Origin of the sequence: Paenibacillus allorhizosphaerae, from assembly GCF_042659105.1 — a bacterium.
Taxonomy (GTDB): Bacteria; Bacillota; Bacilli; order Paenibacillales; family NBRC-103111; genus Paenibacillus_G; species Paenibacillus_G allorhizosphaerae.
This window is the reverse complement of record NZ_JBHSRV010000009.1, coordinates 47,960-63,035: the sequence shown is the minus strand read 5'-3', so window position 1 is coordinate 63,035 and position 15,076 is coordinate 47,960. Positions and strand designations below refer to the sequence as shown.

The following is a 15,076-nucleotide window of genomic DNA, read 5'->3' as shown; positions in this document are numbered from 1 at the left end:
AGAGCCCTTTCAGTTGAAATGGGATCTCAAATTTAAAAGGATTCTCAGGCTGTGGCTTTGTCCAATCACTGTATCCCCAGGCCCACACCGTCCCGTCTTTTTTAGAGCAATACCTCTCGGAGTGTCCCCGTCAACTTTGATGATGTCTTCCAAGCCTTGAATTTGGACTGGAGGAGTCGTTGCCATTTGCTCCGGCATACTAGGGCATGACTGGGAGAAGCACTGAGACCAGACGGTTCCGTCTTCTTTAAGGATCAAGGTGAAGGAGAGATCTTTAACTTGATCCACTCCCTCAACGAGGAGTGGCTGCTCTTCAAACAAAGGGGGGAGTTCAATTCTTTGAGTCCCCTCCGAAACCGAACGGTATACTATTTTCAATATCCACAGTTTTCCGTCACGATCAAGGGCCAAAATTCCACCCTGAATGCTGGTGACTTTGACGATATTTTTCAAGTAGGGCAATTGGACTCCAAGCTTGGTGGTGTACAGTCCCCACTTGTCTTTATCCTGTTCGGAAGATGGATTGGTGCGCATCGTCCAGACCGTTCCGTCGTCTTTTACCGCATAGGAATAGTACGCATTAAGAGTTGCGATACGGTCCATATGTTCCGCTTTCACCAAATGGGAGCGGAAGGGAAGCAGATTCATTCGGTAAGCGCGGGATGAAATCGAGGTGACCCAAACGTTGCCTTGATCGTCCAATACCATGGGCATATATCCGTGTTGGACAATCTGTTTTGCCTTCACCGAATTCGCAGCCTCCGCTGGCGTGGACGGGAACCCTGCGTTAAATAAAAGTACCATAATGGCGAGCGCGATCATCGCCCATGTTCTTGCTCGTTTTGCCGGCAGCGGCAGCTTCATACTCATTAACCTCCTACATTGTTAATATCGTTTGGAAAAGCGATCCAAATAGTAAACATCGCAGGGGGCTATAATCTAACGCATGGATATAGAAAAAAATGGATATATGGTTCTGGACCACTAAAAACAAATAAACGCTTAAGACCTTGGCCGTGATCCACAAGGTTAAGCGTTTTTCTGCCGTTCGGACATATGGGGAGAGTAAAAGGTATAGCGGTTTTTGCCGGACAGCTTCGAGTGATACAGCGCGCGGTCGGCTTCGTCGATCAGCTTCTGCAGCTCATCCTGCGGGGTTTGGGAAACCGAGATGCCGACCGAGATGGTCGTCTGGATGATGTCGTCTCCGTAGAACTCGTAAGCCTCGATGGTCCGGCATAGATGGTCCGCATAGCGGGCGAGCACGGCTTCGTCGGCTAGGTGACTCAGCACGATGAACTCTTCGCCGCCGTATCGCGCGACATAATCTTGCTCATGAATTACCGAGCGAAGAATTTGGCCGGTATCCCGAAGCAGCTGGTCGCCGTGCAAATGACCGAACGAATCGTTGTACCGTTTGAAATTGTCGATGTCGATCATCAGGATGGCGATCAGCCGGCCTTTCATCGTTCGGCCTGCGATATCGAGAAAGCCGCGCAAGTTCGGCAGCCGGGTAAGCCCGTCCTGCTTGGCTTCCAGCTCCAGCTTCCGCTGCACCATCCAGATCCGGTTGTCTTCATTATACATGTAGATCAGCACGGTGATGGCAACGCCCGACAGGAACAACATGAACAGATGCGCTCCCCAAAAATAAAATCCGGGAACGTAAAAAAACTGCCCGTGAACGATTAGCCGGCACACGGCCAGTATCGCGCATATGCTCCAACCGTCCGTGAAGCGTATGACGCTGTAACCGGTATCATACTCCTTGCGGTGAAACAAGGAGGAGATGACAGCGGGGAGGAGCAAGTCCTCTCCGATATGAAGCAGAAGGTCCGGCGGCTGGAGGCATGTCATAAAGACCGCTGGAAGCAGTGTCGACGGCAGTGCCGAGGTCCAACCGAAGCGCAGACCGGCCATGATCAGTGGTGCGTATCGAAGGTCGCTCAGCAACGAATCATCCGGAAACGGAAGAAGCATCAAGATGATGCTTGCCATTCCGGTCAATACCGGAGCCATCAGCGCCTCGAATCTCTCGAAGAAAGGCAGATTGCGCAGCTTGAGCGCCATATAGCTTAACGCGATCAAGGTGCACGCATTGGTCAGCGGGATGTAATACATTATCATTTCTCCTGAGAAGCGGGAAGGTTCCTAGCGGTATTGACGCAGCGGACGGCCCGCGAGCAGATAGTCTTGGTCGGCGCCGACCAAGGTCAGTTTATTATGGCAGCAGGGGAATATAAGCAGTTTCTTCACGCCTTCCTTCAGAAACTCAAGCTCTCGGGGCTTAAAAGGAAGAAGAACATTCGGAGCCTTACAAAAGGGGCAATACTGCACGTAAATATCGGACCCGATCCGTTCATAAGGCCAAGTATTTTCGAAAGGTATCATGCCGGTTACTCCTGCTTTGGATTCGCCTGTCCGGTGCCTGCTTGTCCCTTGTCCGGGCCGCCGGCTTCCGTATCTTTTTTAGCCGCCAGTTCGGCAAGCTTTTGCAATAAAATATGCTGCGGCATATGCATTAAATGTTCGAGCGGAACGTTAAGCTCCTTGGCCAGCTTCTGCGCGGTTTCGGGAGAAATTTGCAATGGTTTCATGTTTGTTTCACTCCATAAAAATAGGTCTATAGTCTCCATTTAAACATATACACACCCTACAATTCAACCAAAAAATGGGGAGAGGGCATTTTGGCTTTGCGCCGAAATATGGTTTAATGAAGAAGTAACGATTCTATTTTTCGGAAGGTGCGGTGTTATTATGCAAACCTCATTGCCACAAACATGGAATTTGGAACGTTTTTTCCCTGGCGGGAGCGAATCTAGCGCATTTGCCGACTTCCTGGAAGAGCTTAATGCAAATATTGCTTCATTAAATGGGATACTGAGCAAGCTTTCCGTACCCGAGTCGGCGGAGGCTGCAGCCGATCTGCTGCCTGCCATCGATTTGTTGCAAAAAGCATCGCTGCAAATTCGGGAAGCCGATTCGTTTACGGCATGCCTTGCTGCGGAAAACCAAAACGATAAGAAAGCGGTCATCTTGGGCGGGCTGGTCAAAAGCATCGGAGCCGATTATGCTTCCGCGCTCACTAGGTTCGACGATTTCCTGACGCGTATCGGCGATGAAGCCTGGAGCGCGCTGCTGGCGCGGCCGGAGCTGAAAGAGATTACATACCCGCTGGAGGAACGGCGCGCGCTTGCCGCGGAGAAGCTGTCTCCCGAGCAGGAGGCATTGGTGAACGACCTCGCCGTAGACGGTTACCACGGCTGGGGAGAGCTGTACAACACGGCGGTAAGCAAATTCCGCCTATCCTTTGAGGAAAACGGCGCCGTGGCTGAGCTTTCCGCAGGACAGGCGGCTAACAAGATGCACAGCCCCGACCGAGCGGTGCGCGAGCGGCTGTTCCGCGGGTGGGAGGAGCAGTGGGCGGATTTGGCCGACTACTGCGCGGATGCGCTGAATCATCTCGGAGGTTTTCGCCTGAAGCTTTATGAGCGCCGCGGGTGGCATTCCATTCATAAGGAGCCGCTCGATGTGAACCGGATGTCCAAGGAGACGCTGGACGCCATGTGGGGTGTCATCGACCGCAACAAGGATGTCTTCGTCCAGTACTTGGAACGAAAAGCGAAGCTGCTCGGCGTGGAGAAGCTAAGCTGGCACGATGTGGAGGCGCCTGTCGGCGGAGGCGGCAAAACGTTTACGTATGACGAAGGCGCCAAGCTGATCGTAGATCAGTTCCGCCGGTTCAGCCCGAAGCTCGCCGACTTCTCGGTGCAAGCGTTCGAAAACCGCTGGATTGAGGCGGAGGATCGCCCGGGGAAACGTCCGGGAGGCTTCTGCACTTCATTCCCGCTTGCGCAGGAGACGCGCATCTTTATGACATATGGAGGGACGGCTTCCAACGTATCGACGCTTGCGCATGAACTCGGGCACGGCTATCATCAGCACGTGATGAACGACTTGCCGGCGCTAGCGCAGGAATACGCCATGAACGTCGCGGAGACGGCTTCGACCTTCGCGGAGATGGTTGTGTCGGACGCAGCGGTCAAGGGGGCGTCCTCGGAAGACGAGCGCCTTACGCTGCTGGAGGACAAAATTCAACGTTCCGTCGCTTTTTATATGAACATTCATGCCCGGTTTATTTTTGAAACGGCCTTCTATGAAGAGCGACACCGCGGAATCGTCAGCACGGAGCGTTTGAACGAGCTGATGGTTTCAGCGCAGAAGACGGCGTATAGGGATGCGCTTGGCGAATACCATCCGCATTTTTGGGCGTCGAAGCTTCATTTTTATATTACCGAAGTTCCGTTTTACAATTTCCCTTATACGTTCGGGTATATGTTCAGCACCGGCTTGTATGCCGAAGCGCTGCGGCTCGGGGAGGCATTTGAAGAGCGTTATGTCGCTTTGCTGCGCGATACAGGGCGCATGACCGTCGAAGATTTGGCTGCGAAGCATCTTGGCATCGATTTGCGCAAGTCGGATTTCTGGCAGCAAGCGATGGATCTTTCCATTGCTGATGTACGCGATTTTATGAAATTGACCGAATAACAGCAATATAAAATATATTTTAGTTGACAAAGGATCGCCGAGGCACTATATTAATTACATTCATATGAATATACGGCTTAGGCTTGAGTCCTGGAGAAAACCTTATCCGTAATCATATTCTTCCATTCATATATTGGGAGAATGTGCTTACACAGATAAGGTTTTCTTTTTTTTTGATACAGTTTCCAAGTTTCAGCATGAAAGCGATAATGTTGGAAAGCAGTATCAAGAAAACGATTGATTTGCGCCGCGGCTGCTGCGCGAACGTTGAGGGCTGACATCGTGGAATAACTTCATTAATGAGTTCTTCTTATTTTGATCGAGGGTGAGGAAGACATGGCACAAGGTTATGTATTTGATTTGGATGGCACCGTTTACTTGGGGGATAAAATGATTGAAGGCGCCGCTGAAGCGATTAAAGCTTTGCGGGACCGCGGAGACCGCGTTGTATTTTTATCGAATAAACCGATCGCAACCAGACAATCTTATGTGGAAAAGCTGACGAAGATGGGCATCCCGACGACGCTTGCGGACGTGCTCAACTCCTCGCAAATCGTGGCCCGTTACTTGAAAAACACCCTCAAAGAGGGGGAAAAAGTGTTCGTCATCGGAGAGCAGCCGATTTGCGACGAATTGCAGAGCGAAGGCGTCACTATGACGGATAATAGCGAAGAAGCCGAGTACGTCGTATTGTCCTGGGATCGGCAGTTTACGTACGACAAGCTGAACAGCCTGTACCAGGCCGCTATCAGAGGAGCGAAGATCATCGCTTCCAATCCCGATACGACATGCCCGCTCGACGGCGGACAAATTCCCGATACGGGAACGTTCATCGCGGCGCTTGAAGTCGCTACCGGCAAGGAGATCGATCTGGTCGTCGGCAAGCCCTCGCTGATCGCGGCGGAAGCGGCGGTAGCTCACCTTGGACTGGAATACAAGGATTGCTTCATGATCGGAGATCGTCTGGAAACGGACATTAAGATGGGCAACGAAGCGGGGATGAAATCCGTGCTTGTGCTGACCGGCGTCGCTACGCGGGAAATGGCGGAGTCTGCGGATCACCGTCCGCAATATATTATTTCCAGTATTAAAGAAATCGTAAATTTATAAAAAAATCGTGGTATAATGTTCTCAGTCATGCGAAGGGCGGGGAATATATGTATCCGATTGTCGATTTAGTAGAACACCAGACCATAGCTGCCGTTCAGAAAGCGGACGAACTCGATCGTGCACTCGAGAGCCCGGTCAACATCGTTTTTTTACTGACCGGCTCGATATTTAATATCGGAGATTTGGTTGGTCGTACGAAAGCGGCGAACAAACACGTCTTCATTCATATGGAGTTTATCGAAGGCATTGCAGCTGACCGCAGCGGTGTAGCTTACGTCGCACAGCACATTCAACCGACCGGCATTATTTCGACGAAAAGCAATTTGATCCGTGGCGCCAAAGAGGCCGGCTTGATGGCGATTCAGCGCATATTTTTGATTGACCGGAGCGCCGTCGTCCGGGGAATCAAAGCCGCAGAGCAAAGCCAGCCCGACGCAATCGAGGTGATGCCGGGCATCATGCCGCGGGTGATTCGGGAGATGACCGATATGACCACGCTCCCGATCATCGCCGGCGGCCTGGTCGGCAACATCCGGGAGATTGAGGAAGCTTTGCAGGCGGGTGCTTTGGCGGTCTCGGCAGGAACAGCTGAATTATGGAACTTTTAACAGCAACTGATTCCAATTTGGAGAGAACATGAGAAACCTCTTTGGATAAAGTGCGTTTATTTCGCACTTTCCAAAGAGGTTTTTTGCATAAGGCAGCGCCACCGGGCATAATTGAAGCAATAGTGGTCGGCCGTCGGCCGGCGATAAGCAATTATTTAAGGAGGGACCTAAGTTTTGGATAGTATTTGGCACATTTCACATCTGGATCTAACCATTCGCATCATGCTTGCTGTTTGTTTGGGAGGTTTGGTCGGTCTGGAACGTGAGTGGAACAACCACGCGGCCGGTTTGCGCACGCACATTCTGGTGTGCATCGGGTCGGCTGCGATTATGCTGTTGTCCATTTACGGATTTGCCGCTTTTGTCAATGAAACGAACGTACGTACCGACCCGGCCCGTCTGGCGGCGCAAGTCATAAGCGGGATCGGATTTTTGGGAGCGGGTACGATTATGCGTACCGGTTCGACGGTATCCGGGCTTACGACGGCAGCTTCCGTCTGGGTAGTGGCAGCGATCGGCTTGTGCGTAGGAGCGGGATTTTATTACGTCGCGGTACTGTCGACCGTGATGGTTCTGATCAGCTTGTTCGTTTTGAACAAATGGGAAAAGTATTTGATGCGCAACCGAAGGACGATGGAGATCGTCATTCGAATCATCGACAAGCCAGGCGTGCTCGGCAACATCGCATCGAAATTCGGACAGTTCGGCATTCAGATTGCCAACGTACGAATGAAGCCGGACGGCGTAACAGAGGTGAACGGCATAACGGAGCCCGCCATGGAACTGCAGTTTAATTTGAAAACGACGGATCGGGGCGTCATCATCCAGGCGATGGATGGGATTTCGGCATCCGGCGATATTTTATCCGTTGAATCCAAAGCATTAACGATTGTCGGTGGAGCGCGCGGCACTACGCAGGCTATGTAAGGGATTGTAAAATCAATTTGTAATATTTTCAAAAAAATGGTATAATATATAATTTACTTGACATGATCCCTGTTATATGACATACTATAACATGTCAATAAGAAAACGCTTTACTTCATTCAATAAACACTTGGGTGCGGAGAACATTGAGACAACCCAAGAGACGATCGGACCGTGCGGAAGCCCGGCTCCTTTGTTTCTTGAAGATGGCTTGATGTTCTTTTTTCTTCGTGTTTTTTCGCGAAATATGAAGAATTATGTCGAGTGTTGTCGAATGAATGCGGGTACAAATTAAACTAACAGTCAAGTCAGAGAGGGGTATTAACGAAATGAATATGAGAAAATGGTTGTCCGTTCTTGCGGTATCTTCCATCACGCTAACGACGGCAGTAGGCTGCGGGAATTCCGCTGACAAACCGGGTGGACAAGCCAGTGGAGATGTCGCTCCGCCGGCCGTGGAAGACAACTCTCCAGTTACGATCCAATATTGGCACTCCCATGCGGACGTTCAAATGGGTGCTGTGAACTATATGATCGGTGAATTCCAGAAGAAGTATCCAAACATTACGGTAGAGCCTGTGTATCAAGGCGCTTACACCGACCTTCACAAGAAACTGCAAGCGGCGATCGCAGCGAAAGACGTTCCTGCAGTGACGAACGTAGAAGTATCGGCGCTTCCTAACTTTGCCGACAGCGGCGCGTTTGCGAACTTGAGCGCCTACATTACGCGCGACAAAATGGACTTGTCCGACTTCTCCAAAGGGATGATGCAAGCCTACGCGTACAATAACAAGCAGTACGGCTTCCCGCTGATTGTCAGCACGAGCGTGTTCGTATACAACAAGACGATGCTGGATCAGCTCGGCGTAAAGCCGCCGCAAACTTGGGCTGAAATCGAAGACTTCAACAAGAAAGTCACTTTGAAAGAAAACGGCAAAACGACCCGTTACGCATTCTCGGTTCCAGGCTGGGATACATGGTACATGGACCCTTGGGTTTCCAACGGGGGCGGTTCGATTCTGAGCCCGGACAACAAGAAAACGATGCTTGACCAACCGGATAGCCAAAAGTGGCTTAACAACTTCTACAAATGGACGAAAGACGGTTCCATGCACATGGGTTACGGTAAAGGCGCATCCGATACGATGAGACAAATGTTCCTTGACGGCAAAGTAGCTATGGTTCAACATACGTCCGCCGTATTGAAAACGTATCTGGAAAACGCGAAGTTTGAAGTAGGCGTATCTTTCCTCCCAGGCGACAAAGAAAGAAAATCGCATATCGGCGGCGCAGGTATCGTTATGATGGAAGGCGCTCCGGCGAAGCAAAAAGAAGCCGCTTGGAAGTTCATCAAATTCATGACAGCCGCTGAGAACAACATCAAGTGGGCTGAAGGAACCGGCTACCTGCCTACCCACAAATCCGTTCTGAACACGGATGAAGGGAAGAAGTACTTCGAGAAGCTTCCGCAATATAAAGCGGTGTTCGATAACTTCGACAACGTCGTTGGCCGTCCGCAGCATCCGGCTTATCCGGAATTCAGCAAGAAGTACATGGAAGTCGTAGGCAAAATGATTTTGGAAAACGCCGATCCGATTCCGCTGTTGAAAGACTCCGTTAAAGAAATCAACACCATTATTGCAGACTATCAATAAGTTGTAGCTTAACCCGGCAGTGCGGGGGTCTTTAACCGCCCCCGAACTGCCATTCATATTTGTAAGTGAGAGGGGAGTCGCGATGAAAGCGACGGACAGCCGGCCCGGCACGCAACAAGGCGCAGTCAGTCATAAGAGCAAAAAGAATATGCGTTTTATCGATGGTTTAAAGGATTTCTCCTTTGCTTTGCCTGCATTACTCGTTTTGGTTGTGTTCATTTATTACCCGTTGATCAATTCCTTATATTTGAGTTTTACAAATTGGAATATGACGAAGCCGACCAAAAAGTTCGTCGGATTCGACAACTATACGTATTTGCTGTCCAGCGATCAATTTTACAAAGTTCTTGGAATTACGTTCACGTACACGATCATTGACGTACTTCTTTCTTTGGCATTGGGGCTCGGCCTCGCGCTGCTGTTTAACAAACAGTCCCGATTCTTCAACTTCATGCGCTCGATCATCTTCATGCCGCATTACATTTCCATGGTTATCGTATCGATGATTTTCCTGTGGATTTTCAACGGTCAATACGGATTGATGAATGAATTGCTCAAGTGGATGGGACTCGAGCCGATACAATGGCTCACGAATACAAAGACAGCGCTGTGGGTGCTGATCATCGTTTCCATTTGGAAAGGCGTCGGATTTACGATGATCATTTTTATGGGCGGTCTTCGAAGCATTCCTATGGATTACTACGAAGCTTCCGGTCTGGATGGTGCAAGCAAATGGACCCAATTCTGGAAAATTACGCTGCCTTTGCTGTCGCCGACAACCTTGTTCCTGGTCGTCACTAACTTTATTTCGTCCATGCAAGTGTTCCAATCCGTCGATATTATTACGAACGGCGGACCGCTCGAGTCGACGAAAGCAATGGTGTATTGGATTTACGAAATGGCCTTTAGCGAATTCCGCACGGGTAGAGCTTCCGCTTTGGTCATCATTTTCTTCATTATCATCATTATGCTGACGATGCTGCAAATGTATATATCCAAGAAGAAAGTCCATTACGAAGGGTAGGTATGTGAGCAAATGAAGACTTCAGCAATATCCAACACTACCCGTATCGTGTTTGCCGTCATCATTACTGCGATTATGTTTTTCCCGATTTATTGGATGATTATTACCGCTTTCAAAACGCCTGCGGAATTGCGGCTTGCCATTCCGACGTTTTGGCCGGAACGGTTCCACTGGGACAACTTTGCCAACGCATTCAAAACGATTCCTTTCTACACGTTTACCGTAAATACGGTCATTCAAACCGTCGGTATCGTCGTGCTGCAAATTAACATAGGCATCATGGCCGCATATGCTTTTGCAAAAGGTTCCTTCGTGGGACGCGAAAAACTGTTTGTTCTCGTTCTTGCGGCATTGATCGTTCCGGAGCAAGTCATTTTCGTTCCGATTTATGTTATGCTGTCCAAACTTGGATGGATCAACACGTACTATGCGCTCATTGTTCCACACGCGGCATCCGCTTATGGCATATTCCTTCTGCGGCAAACGTTCCGTTCGATCAATAATGACGTGATCGAGGCGGCGAAAGTAGACGGTGCCAACAAGCTGCAAGTGCTGTATCGGATTTTGGCGCCAATGGCATTCCCGACCATCGCTACATTGACCGTCATCAGCTTCATTTCCAGCTGGAACTCGTACTTCTGGCCGCTGATCATGACAAACTCAGATAAAATGCGCGTACTGACGGTAGGGATCGCAATGATGCGCGACTCCATCGCCGGTAACGAAGCGCTCACGATGCATTTGCTGATGTCCGCGAGCATTCTGGTTATTTTTCCGATCGTCATCGTATTTATTTTTGCGCAAAAATATATTGTCGCTGCTATGGCAAACTCGACGTTTAAGTGAGACAATTATGGAAGACCGGTTTGTTACGAGCCGGTCTTTTCATGATGATAAATCATATGATTTTAAAAACAAAGGCTCAGGAGAGGAATGATCTTCACAATGGCAACGAATCAACCATTAGTTATCGCTCACCGGGGGGCAAAAGGGGAAGCGCCTGAAAATACGCTTGCCGCGTTTCGTCTCGGACTCGAACAAGGCTGCGACGCCATCGAGCTCGATATTCACCTGTCCAAAGACGGGGAAATCATCGTGATTCACGACGCGACCATGGACAGAACCTCCGACATGAAGGGAACCGTCAACAAGCTGACATTGGCCGAAATCAAACAAGTCGACGCCGGCAAATGGTTTGACGAGAAATATGCAGGCGAACAAGTGCCGACGCTGGAAGAAGTATTCGACCTCGTTCCCGATAACATTATGATCAATGTGGAAATCAAAGGCTCGTACAACCGTCAGCTCGAGCTCGCGCTGGCCGATTTGATGAAAAGAAAAAACCGGGTACATAACGTCGTCATTTCTTCCTTTGATCATAAATGCCTGGTTTTCATGAAGCTTTTGCTGCCTGATGTAAGAATCGGACTTCTGTATGATTGCAATGTCGGACGTCACTCGCTATTAGCGGCAACGACGGGCGTACCGGTATTCTCGCTGCACCCGAATGCCAAGCGGATCGACAAAGAAGACGTGCGTGACGCCGTTGAGCAAGGGCTACAGGTTTATGCATACACCATTAACGACGCTGCGAAAATGGCGCAAGCCATCGATGCGGGAATTTCCGGCATTATTACCGATTTCCCGGGAAGATTGCGTGAGCTGCTTCAGAAAGGTTCGGTGGAGTAAGAGGAATGAAACGTTCTGCGATTTTGCTGTCACTGATTTGCTCGGTTAGTTTTGCTGTTTCTGGTTGCCAGAAGCCGCCGGCCGCCACGCCGCCCGCAGCATCGCCATCGACTCAAGCCGGATCTTCCGCGCAGGCGGAATCGAAAGACAAACCGGTCACGCCAGCGAATGGCATCACGCAGGAGGAAGCCGGAATCAAGCTTCGCGTGGATATGCCGGAAATCAAGCCTTTCCTAGAGAAAGCGAAGCAAGGGCCGATTGTACCGGCATTGAAACAAAACGCGGTTCCGCAAGGTCTCGCTTATTTGGAAGATAAAAGGTGGGTTCTTGTATCTTCTTATAGAGAAGACGGGAAAACCAGCGTAATCTCTGTCATCGACGCCGCTTCCGGCAAGATGGTCAAGGCGCTGGAACTTTACAAAAACGAAACCACGCCCTATACTGGTCATGCAGGCGGAATCTCGGCCAGCAAGAAGCATGTCTGGATTTCATCGGACAAGCAAGTGTATTACGTCGACATCGACGACATCGTAAAAGCGGAGAGCGGCGGCAAAGTCGCGTTCAAGGGTTCGGTGAAAAGCGATACCCGCGCATCGTTTAACGGCTATGCGGACGGTGTGCTCTGGATCGGCGAGTTCGCTCACGGCTCCGACTATCCTACGGATAAGTCGCATTATATGAACAATAGGGAAGACAAAGAGCATAAAGCTTGGATCGAAGGGTACAAGCTGAATCCGGAAACGGACTTGCCGGTCATACCTTCGGATCAAGGACAGCCGGCGCCGGACTACATTTTGTCGATTCCGGATCGGGTCCAAGGGATGTATATGATGAAAGACCATATTTGGCTCAGCCAGTCATACGGCAGAAACAATGCCAGCACGCTGTTCCGTTTCAAGCAAAGCCTGGCGGAAGCGCCGCACGCGAAAGCAAATGTAGGCAATAAAGAAGTTCCGGTCTGGTTCTTGGATAAGAAAAACCAGAAAGATTCGATGGAGCTTCCTCCGATGTCCGAGGGCTTGTATGAGCTAAACGGTGAAATTCACATTTTATTTGAATCCGGCGCGACCAAGTATAAAACATCTTCCAGCTATGCGCTTGACCGGATTCAAATTTTACCGTGGAGCGAGTAACGGAACAGATTCGAAGCTGCGCAGCATGACGAAAATGATGCAAAGGGAAGAGATTTTCTGATCTGACCATTTTGAAGGAGGACGACGGCCATGATCCCAGGATTGGCGCATCGAGGTTATCCGAAGAAATATCCGGAAAATACTTTATCTTCTTTTCAAGCTGCATTGGACTTATCGTACAGCATATTGGAGCTTGATGTGCAGCTGACGAAGGACGGCGTTCCCGTCGTGATTCACGACACTACAGTGAATCGGACAACGAACGGCAAAGGCAAGGTCATCGATTATTTGTTCGAGGATTTGCGCAAATTGGATGCAGGCGGCGGCCAGCCGATCCCGACGCTGGAAGAAATATTGAAGCTGGCCAAAGGAAAGGCCAAAGTCGATATTGAGCTCAAACAGAGCGGCAATCTGTATCCGGGGCTGGAAGCGAAAGTGCTCGAAGTCGTTCGCGATTGCGGTATGATGGATCAAATCTTCGTCACGTCGTTTGACCATTACGCGATTATGAAAATGCGGGAGCTCAGCAGCGAGGTCGATTTGGGTCTTGTCATCTACGGGGCGACGCCTTCCGTATTCCCGCTTGCGGAGCAAATCCGCGCTCGCTACGTATCGGTGAAATACATTTACTTGAACGAAGATTTCATTCGACGGTGTGAGGAGCAAGACATTCAAATCATCGCTTGGACGATCGACGACGAACAAGAGATGAGCGACCTTCGCAGCCGTTACCCGAACATATGGGTGTGCACAAACGAGCTGGAAAAGTGGAAGCGGTGCGTCGAGCTTCATGCTTAAATGACCGAATAGCGTCATATCGGCAACATAGAATAAAACACAACCAAAAAGACGTGTCCGGAACGGCTGATCGATCAGCTCGCCCGGACACGTCTTTTGTTTTGTATCGCAAGATGCGCTGTTCATACCTACAATGTGCGGTACGGGCGCGGAAGGCTTTACCCGTTGTTCGTTAGTTAACGTTGACCGCGTGCTGTAAAGCCTTTACAGCTTGAATACGCTCATCGACTGCTGCAGCTGCGTCACCAGCTTGGTCATTTCCTCCGATTGGGCGACTATCGCCTGCACGGCGGCAATTTGCTCATTCATCGAAGCGGATACTTCCTGCGTGCCGGCCGCCGATTGCTGGGTTATCGCCGATATGCTTTCCATCGTGCCGGAAATTTGCTGCGCGCTGGCCAGCATTTGTTCGCTCTCTTCAGCGAACACGGCGATCCGCTCGGAAATAAATTTCACGCTGCTTACAATTTCCGCAAAGACGCTTTCCGTTTCTGCAATCAGCTTCGTCTGCTCCTGCACGATCTGCTCGTTTTCCGCCATCGAGGCCAGCGACTGAATAATGCCCTGCTCGATCGTCTTGACGAGTTGGAACACTTCTTTGGTGGAACTCGTCGATTCTTCGGCAAGCTTGCGCACTTCCTGCGCGACTACCGCGAAGCCTTTGCCGTGTTCGCCGGCGCGGGCGGCTTCGATGGAAGCGTTCAGCGACAGCAGATTCGTCTGTTCGGCGATATCGGAAATCGTATGGGTAATTTTCGATATGCCGTTTGCTTGCTGAGCGAGCAAGTCGATCGTCTGCGACACGTTAGCCGTCGCTTCGACGTTTCTGCGCATTCCGTTTCCTTGCGCCTCGACGGATTGCAGTCCTTTCTCGACGAGGTCGATCATTTTGCCGGAAGCAGAATTCATCTCGCGTGTGGCGCTCGTATAAGTGCTGACCATCTGCTCGATATGTTTGGTAGCGACGGAGACGCCGCCGATTTCCTCCGATATTTGGCCGGCGCCGGAAGCTAGCTCATTCGAGGCAATGGCGACCTCTTCCATGACGGATTTCATTTTCTCGTTTTTGTAAAAAATATCGCGGCTCGATTCGAACACATGCTTCGAGGTGATGCCCGTATTTTGCAGCAGCTCGCGCAGCTTCTCGGTCATTTTGTTAAACGCCGCGGACAGCTCGCCAAGCGCATCATCCGATTGCGCCACCAGCTTCTGCGAGAAATCGCCTTTGGAAATGTTTAGTGCCGCGCGGGTCATATCCGCGATCGGTTCTGTAAGCGTTCTCTCGAGCCAGCGGAAAAATAGGACGCTCAGCGCTGCGAGAATAACGAATAACGTGATGCCGATGGCTGCATAATCGGTTTGCAAAGCGAAGACGAGCAGCGCGATGGAGTAGACGGCGACAACGACATAGCAAGCCGCCTGCAGCTTCCTCTTGAATGAGAGACCGTAGAACCGGTTCATTATAACGACCCCTTCGACAAATAGTAGTAAATAATTCGCAGATTCGTTCAACGAATTTGGGTAAATTATACCATTGATACAGGAGATGGTCTATCCCTTTTATCAAAAAGCAGATCGCCAAAT

15 protein-coding genes are annotated in these 15,076 nt (G+C 50.3%); 10 read left to right on the top strand and 5 right to left on the bottom strand.

Going from position 1 to position 15,076, the window contains the following annotated elements:
- Positions 1-9: 9 nt before the first annotated feature.
- The 4 genes from ACFQI7_RS26605 to ACFQI7_RS26590 form a co-directional block, all read right to left on the bottom strand.
- Positions 10-864, bottom strand: coding sequence for an RCC1 domain-containing protein (locus ACFQI7_RS26605; RefSeq protein ID WP_218100761.1), 855 nt, complete (start codon positions 862-864; stop codon positions 10-12).
- A gap of 165 nt (positions 865-1,029) precedes the next feature.
- Complete coding sequence (locus ACFQI7_RS26600; protein ID WP_218100762.1) at positions 1,030-2,121, bottom strand: GGDEF domain-containing protein; 1,092 nt, start codon at positions 2,119-2,121, stop codon at positions 1,030-1,032.
- Between the two features lie 30 nt (positions 2,122-2,151).
- Positions 2,152-2,391 carry a hypothetical protein gene (locus ACFQI7_RS26595; protein ID WP_218100763.1) on the bottom strand — a complete coding sequence of 80 codons (240 nt, stop codon included), beginning with the start codon at positions 2,389-2,391 and terminating at the stop codon, positions 2,152-2,154.
- A gap of 5 nt (positions 2,392-2,396) precedes the next feature.
- Positions 2,397-2,597, bottom strand: coding sequence for a YycC family protein (locus tag ACFQI7_RS26590; RefSeq protein WP_218100764.1), 201 nt, complete (start codon positions 2,595-2,597; stop codon positions 2,397-2,399).
- Between the two features lie 160 nt (positions 2,598-2,757).
- Between ACFQI7_RS26590 and ACFQI7_RS26585 the strand changes: the two genes are divergently transcribed.
- The 10 genes from ACFQI7_RS26585 to ACFQI7_RS26540 all read left to right on the top strand — a co-directional run bounded on the left by ACFQI7_RS26585 (position 2,758) and on the right by ACFQI7_RS26540 (position 13,492).
- Positions 2,758-4,548 (top strand): M3 family oligoendopeptidase, encoded by a 1,791-nt coding sequence (locus tag ACFQI7_RS26585; protein WP_218100765.1) that lies wholly within the window; start codon positions 2,758-2,760, stop codon positions 4,546-4,548.
- 336 nt (positions 4,549-4,884) lie between these two features.
- On the top strand, positions 4,885-5,658 hold the full coding sequence (locus ACFQI7_RS26580; protein ID WP_218100766.1) for an HAD-IIA family hydrolase: 774 nt from the start codon (positions 4,885-4,887) through the stop codon (positions 5,656-5,658).
- A 47-nt stretch (positions 5,659-5,705) separates the two neighbouring features.
- Positions 5,706-6,266 (top strand): glycerol-3-phosphate responsive antiterminator, encoded by a 561-nt coding sequence (locus ACFQI7_RS26575; protein WP_218100767.1) that lies wholly within the window; start codon positions 5,706-5,708, stop codon positions 6,264-6,266.
- A gap of 222 nt (positions 6,267-6,488) precedes the next feature.
- On the top strand, positions 6,489-7,193 hold the full coding sequence (locus ACFQI7_RS26570) for an MgtC/SapB family protein (protein ID WP_218100823.1): 705 nt from the start codon (positions 6,489-6,491) through the stop codon (positions 7,191-7,193).
- 329 nt (positions 7,194-7,522) lie between these two features.
- The gene (locus ACFQI7_RS26565; protein ID WP_218100768.1) at positions 7,523-8,848 is read left to right on the top strand and encodes an ABC transporter substrate-binding protein; all 1,326 of its coding nucleotides are present in this window, start codon (positions 7,523-7,525) and stop codon (positions 8,846-8,848) included.
- An 82-nt stretch (positions 8,849-8,930) separates the two neighbouring features.
- A complete protein-coding gene (locus ACFQI7_RS26560) occupies positions 8,931-9,872 on the top strand; it encodes a carbohydrate ABC transporter permease (RefSeq protein ID WP_218100769.1) in 942 nt (313 codons plus the stop codon).
- Positions 9,873-9,884: 12 nt separating this feature from the next.
- On the top strand, positions 9,885-10,718 hold the full coding sequence (locus ACFQI7_RS26555; RefSeq protein WP_218100770.1) for a carbohydrate ABC transporter permease: 834 nt from the start codon (positions 9,885-9,887) through the stop codon (positions 10,716-10,718).
- A 99-nt stretch (positions 10,719-10,817) separates the two neighbouring features.
- The gene (locus ACFQI7_RS26550; protein WP_218100771.1) at positions 10,818-11,561 is read left to right on the top strand and encodes a glycerophosphodiester phosphodiesterase; all 744 of its coding nucleotides are present in this window, start codon (positions 10,818-10,820) and stop codon (positions 11,559-11,561) included.
- 5 nt (positions 11,562-11,566) lie between these two features.
- Entirely contained in the window at positions 11,567-12,694 is a 1,128-nt protein-coding gene (locus tag ACFQI7_RS26545) for a YncE family protein (RefSeq protein ID WP_218100772.1), read from the top strand.
- 90 nt (positions 12,695-12,784) lie between these two features.
- Complete coding sequence (locus ACFQI7_RS26540; protein ID WP_218100773.1) at positions 12,785-13,492, top strand: glycerophosphodiester phosphodiesterase; 708 nt, start codon at positions 12,785-12,787, stop codon at positions 13,490-13,492.
- A gap of 204 nt (positions 13,493-13,696) precedes the next feature.
- Here ACFQI7_RS26540 and ACFQI7_RS26535 read toward each other — a convergent pair whose 3' ends face one another.
- Complete coding sequence (locus ACFQI7_RS26535; RefSeq protein WP_218100774.1) at positions 13,697-14,953, bottom strand: methyl-accepting chemotaxis protein; 1,257 nt, start codon at positions 14,951-14,953, stop codon at positions 13,697-13,699.
- Between the last annotated feature and the right edge of the window lie 123 nt (positions 14,954-15,076).

Coding starts and splice junctions, on each gene's coding strand:
- ACFQI7_RS26590 (WP_218100764.1), bottom strand. CDS start 2,597: ATGAAACCATTGCAAATTTCTCCCGAAACCGCGCAGAAGCTGGCCAAG.
- ACFQI7_RS26545 (WP_218100772.1), top strand. CDS start 11,567: ATGAAACGTTCTGCGATTTTGCTGTCACTGATTTGCTCGGTTAGTTTT.
- ACFQI7_RS26605 (WP_218100761.1), bottom strand. CDS start 864: ATGAAGCTGCCGCTGCCGGCAAAACGAGCAAGAACATGGGCGATGATC.
- ACFQI7_RS26560 (WP_218100769.1), top strand. CDS start 8,931: ATGAAAGCGACGGACAGCCGGCCCGGCACGCAACAAGGCGCAGTCAGT.
- ACFQI7_RS26570 (WP_218100823.1), top strand. CDS start 6,489: ATGCTTGCTGTTTGTTTGGGAGGTTTGGTCGGTCTGGAACGTGAGTGG.
- ACFQI7_RS26585 (WP_218100765.1), top strand. CDS start 2,758: ATGCAAACCTCATTGCCACAAACATGGAATTTGGAACGTTTTTTCCCT.
- ACFQI7_RS26555 (WP_218100770.1), top strand. CDS start 9,885: ATGAAGACTTCAGCAATATCCAACACTACCCGTATCGTGTTTGCCGTC.
- ACFQI7_RS26540 (WP_218100773.1), top strand. CDS start 12,785: ATGATCCCAGGATTGGCGCATCGAGGTTATCCGAAGAAATATCCGGAA.
- ACFQI7_RS26595 (WP_218100763.1), bottom strand. CDS start 2,391: ATGATACCTTTCGAAAATACTTGGCCTTATGAACGGATCGGGTCCGAT.
- ACFQI7_RS26550 (WP_218100771.1), top strand. CDS start 10,818: ATGGCAACGAATCAACCATTAGTTATCGCTCACCGGGGGGCAAAAGGG.
- ACFQI7_RS26535 (WP_218100774.1), bottom strand. CDS start 14,953: ATGAACCGGTTCTACGGTCTCTCATTCAAGAGGAAGCTGCAGGCGGCT.
- ACFQI7_RS26565 (WP_218100768.1), top strand. CDS start 7,523: ATGAATATGAGAAAATGGTTGTCCGTTCTTGCGGTATCTTCCATCACG.
- ACFQI7_RS26600 (WP_218100762.1), bottom strand. CDS start 2,121: ATGTATTACATCCCGCTGACCAATGCGTGCACCTTGATCGCGTTAAGC.
- ACFQI7_RS26580 (WP_218100766.1), top strand. CDS start 4,885: ATGGCACAAGGTTATGTATTTGATTTGGATGGCACCGTTTACTTGGGG.
- ACFQI7_RS26575 (WP_218100767.1), top strand. CDS start 5,706: ATGTATCCGATTGTCGATTTAGTAGAACACCAGACCATAGCTGCCGTT.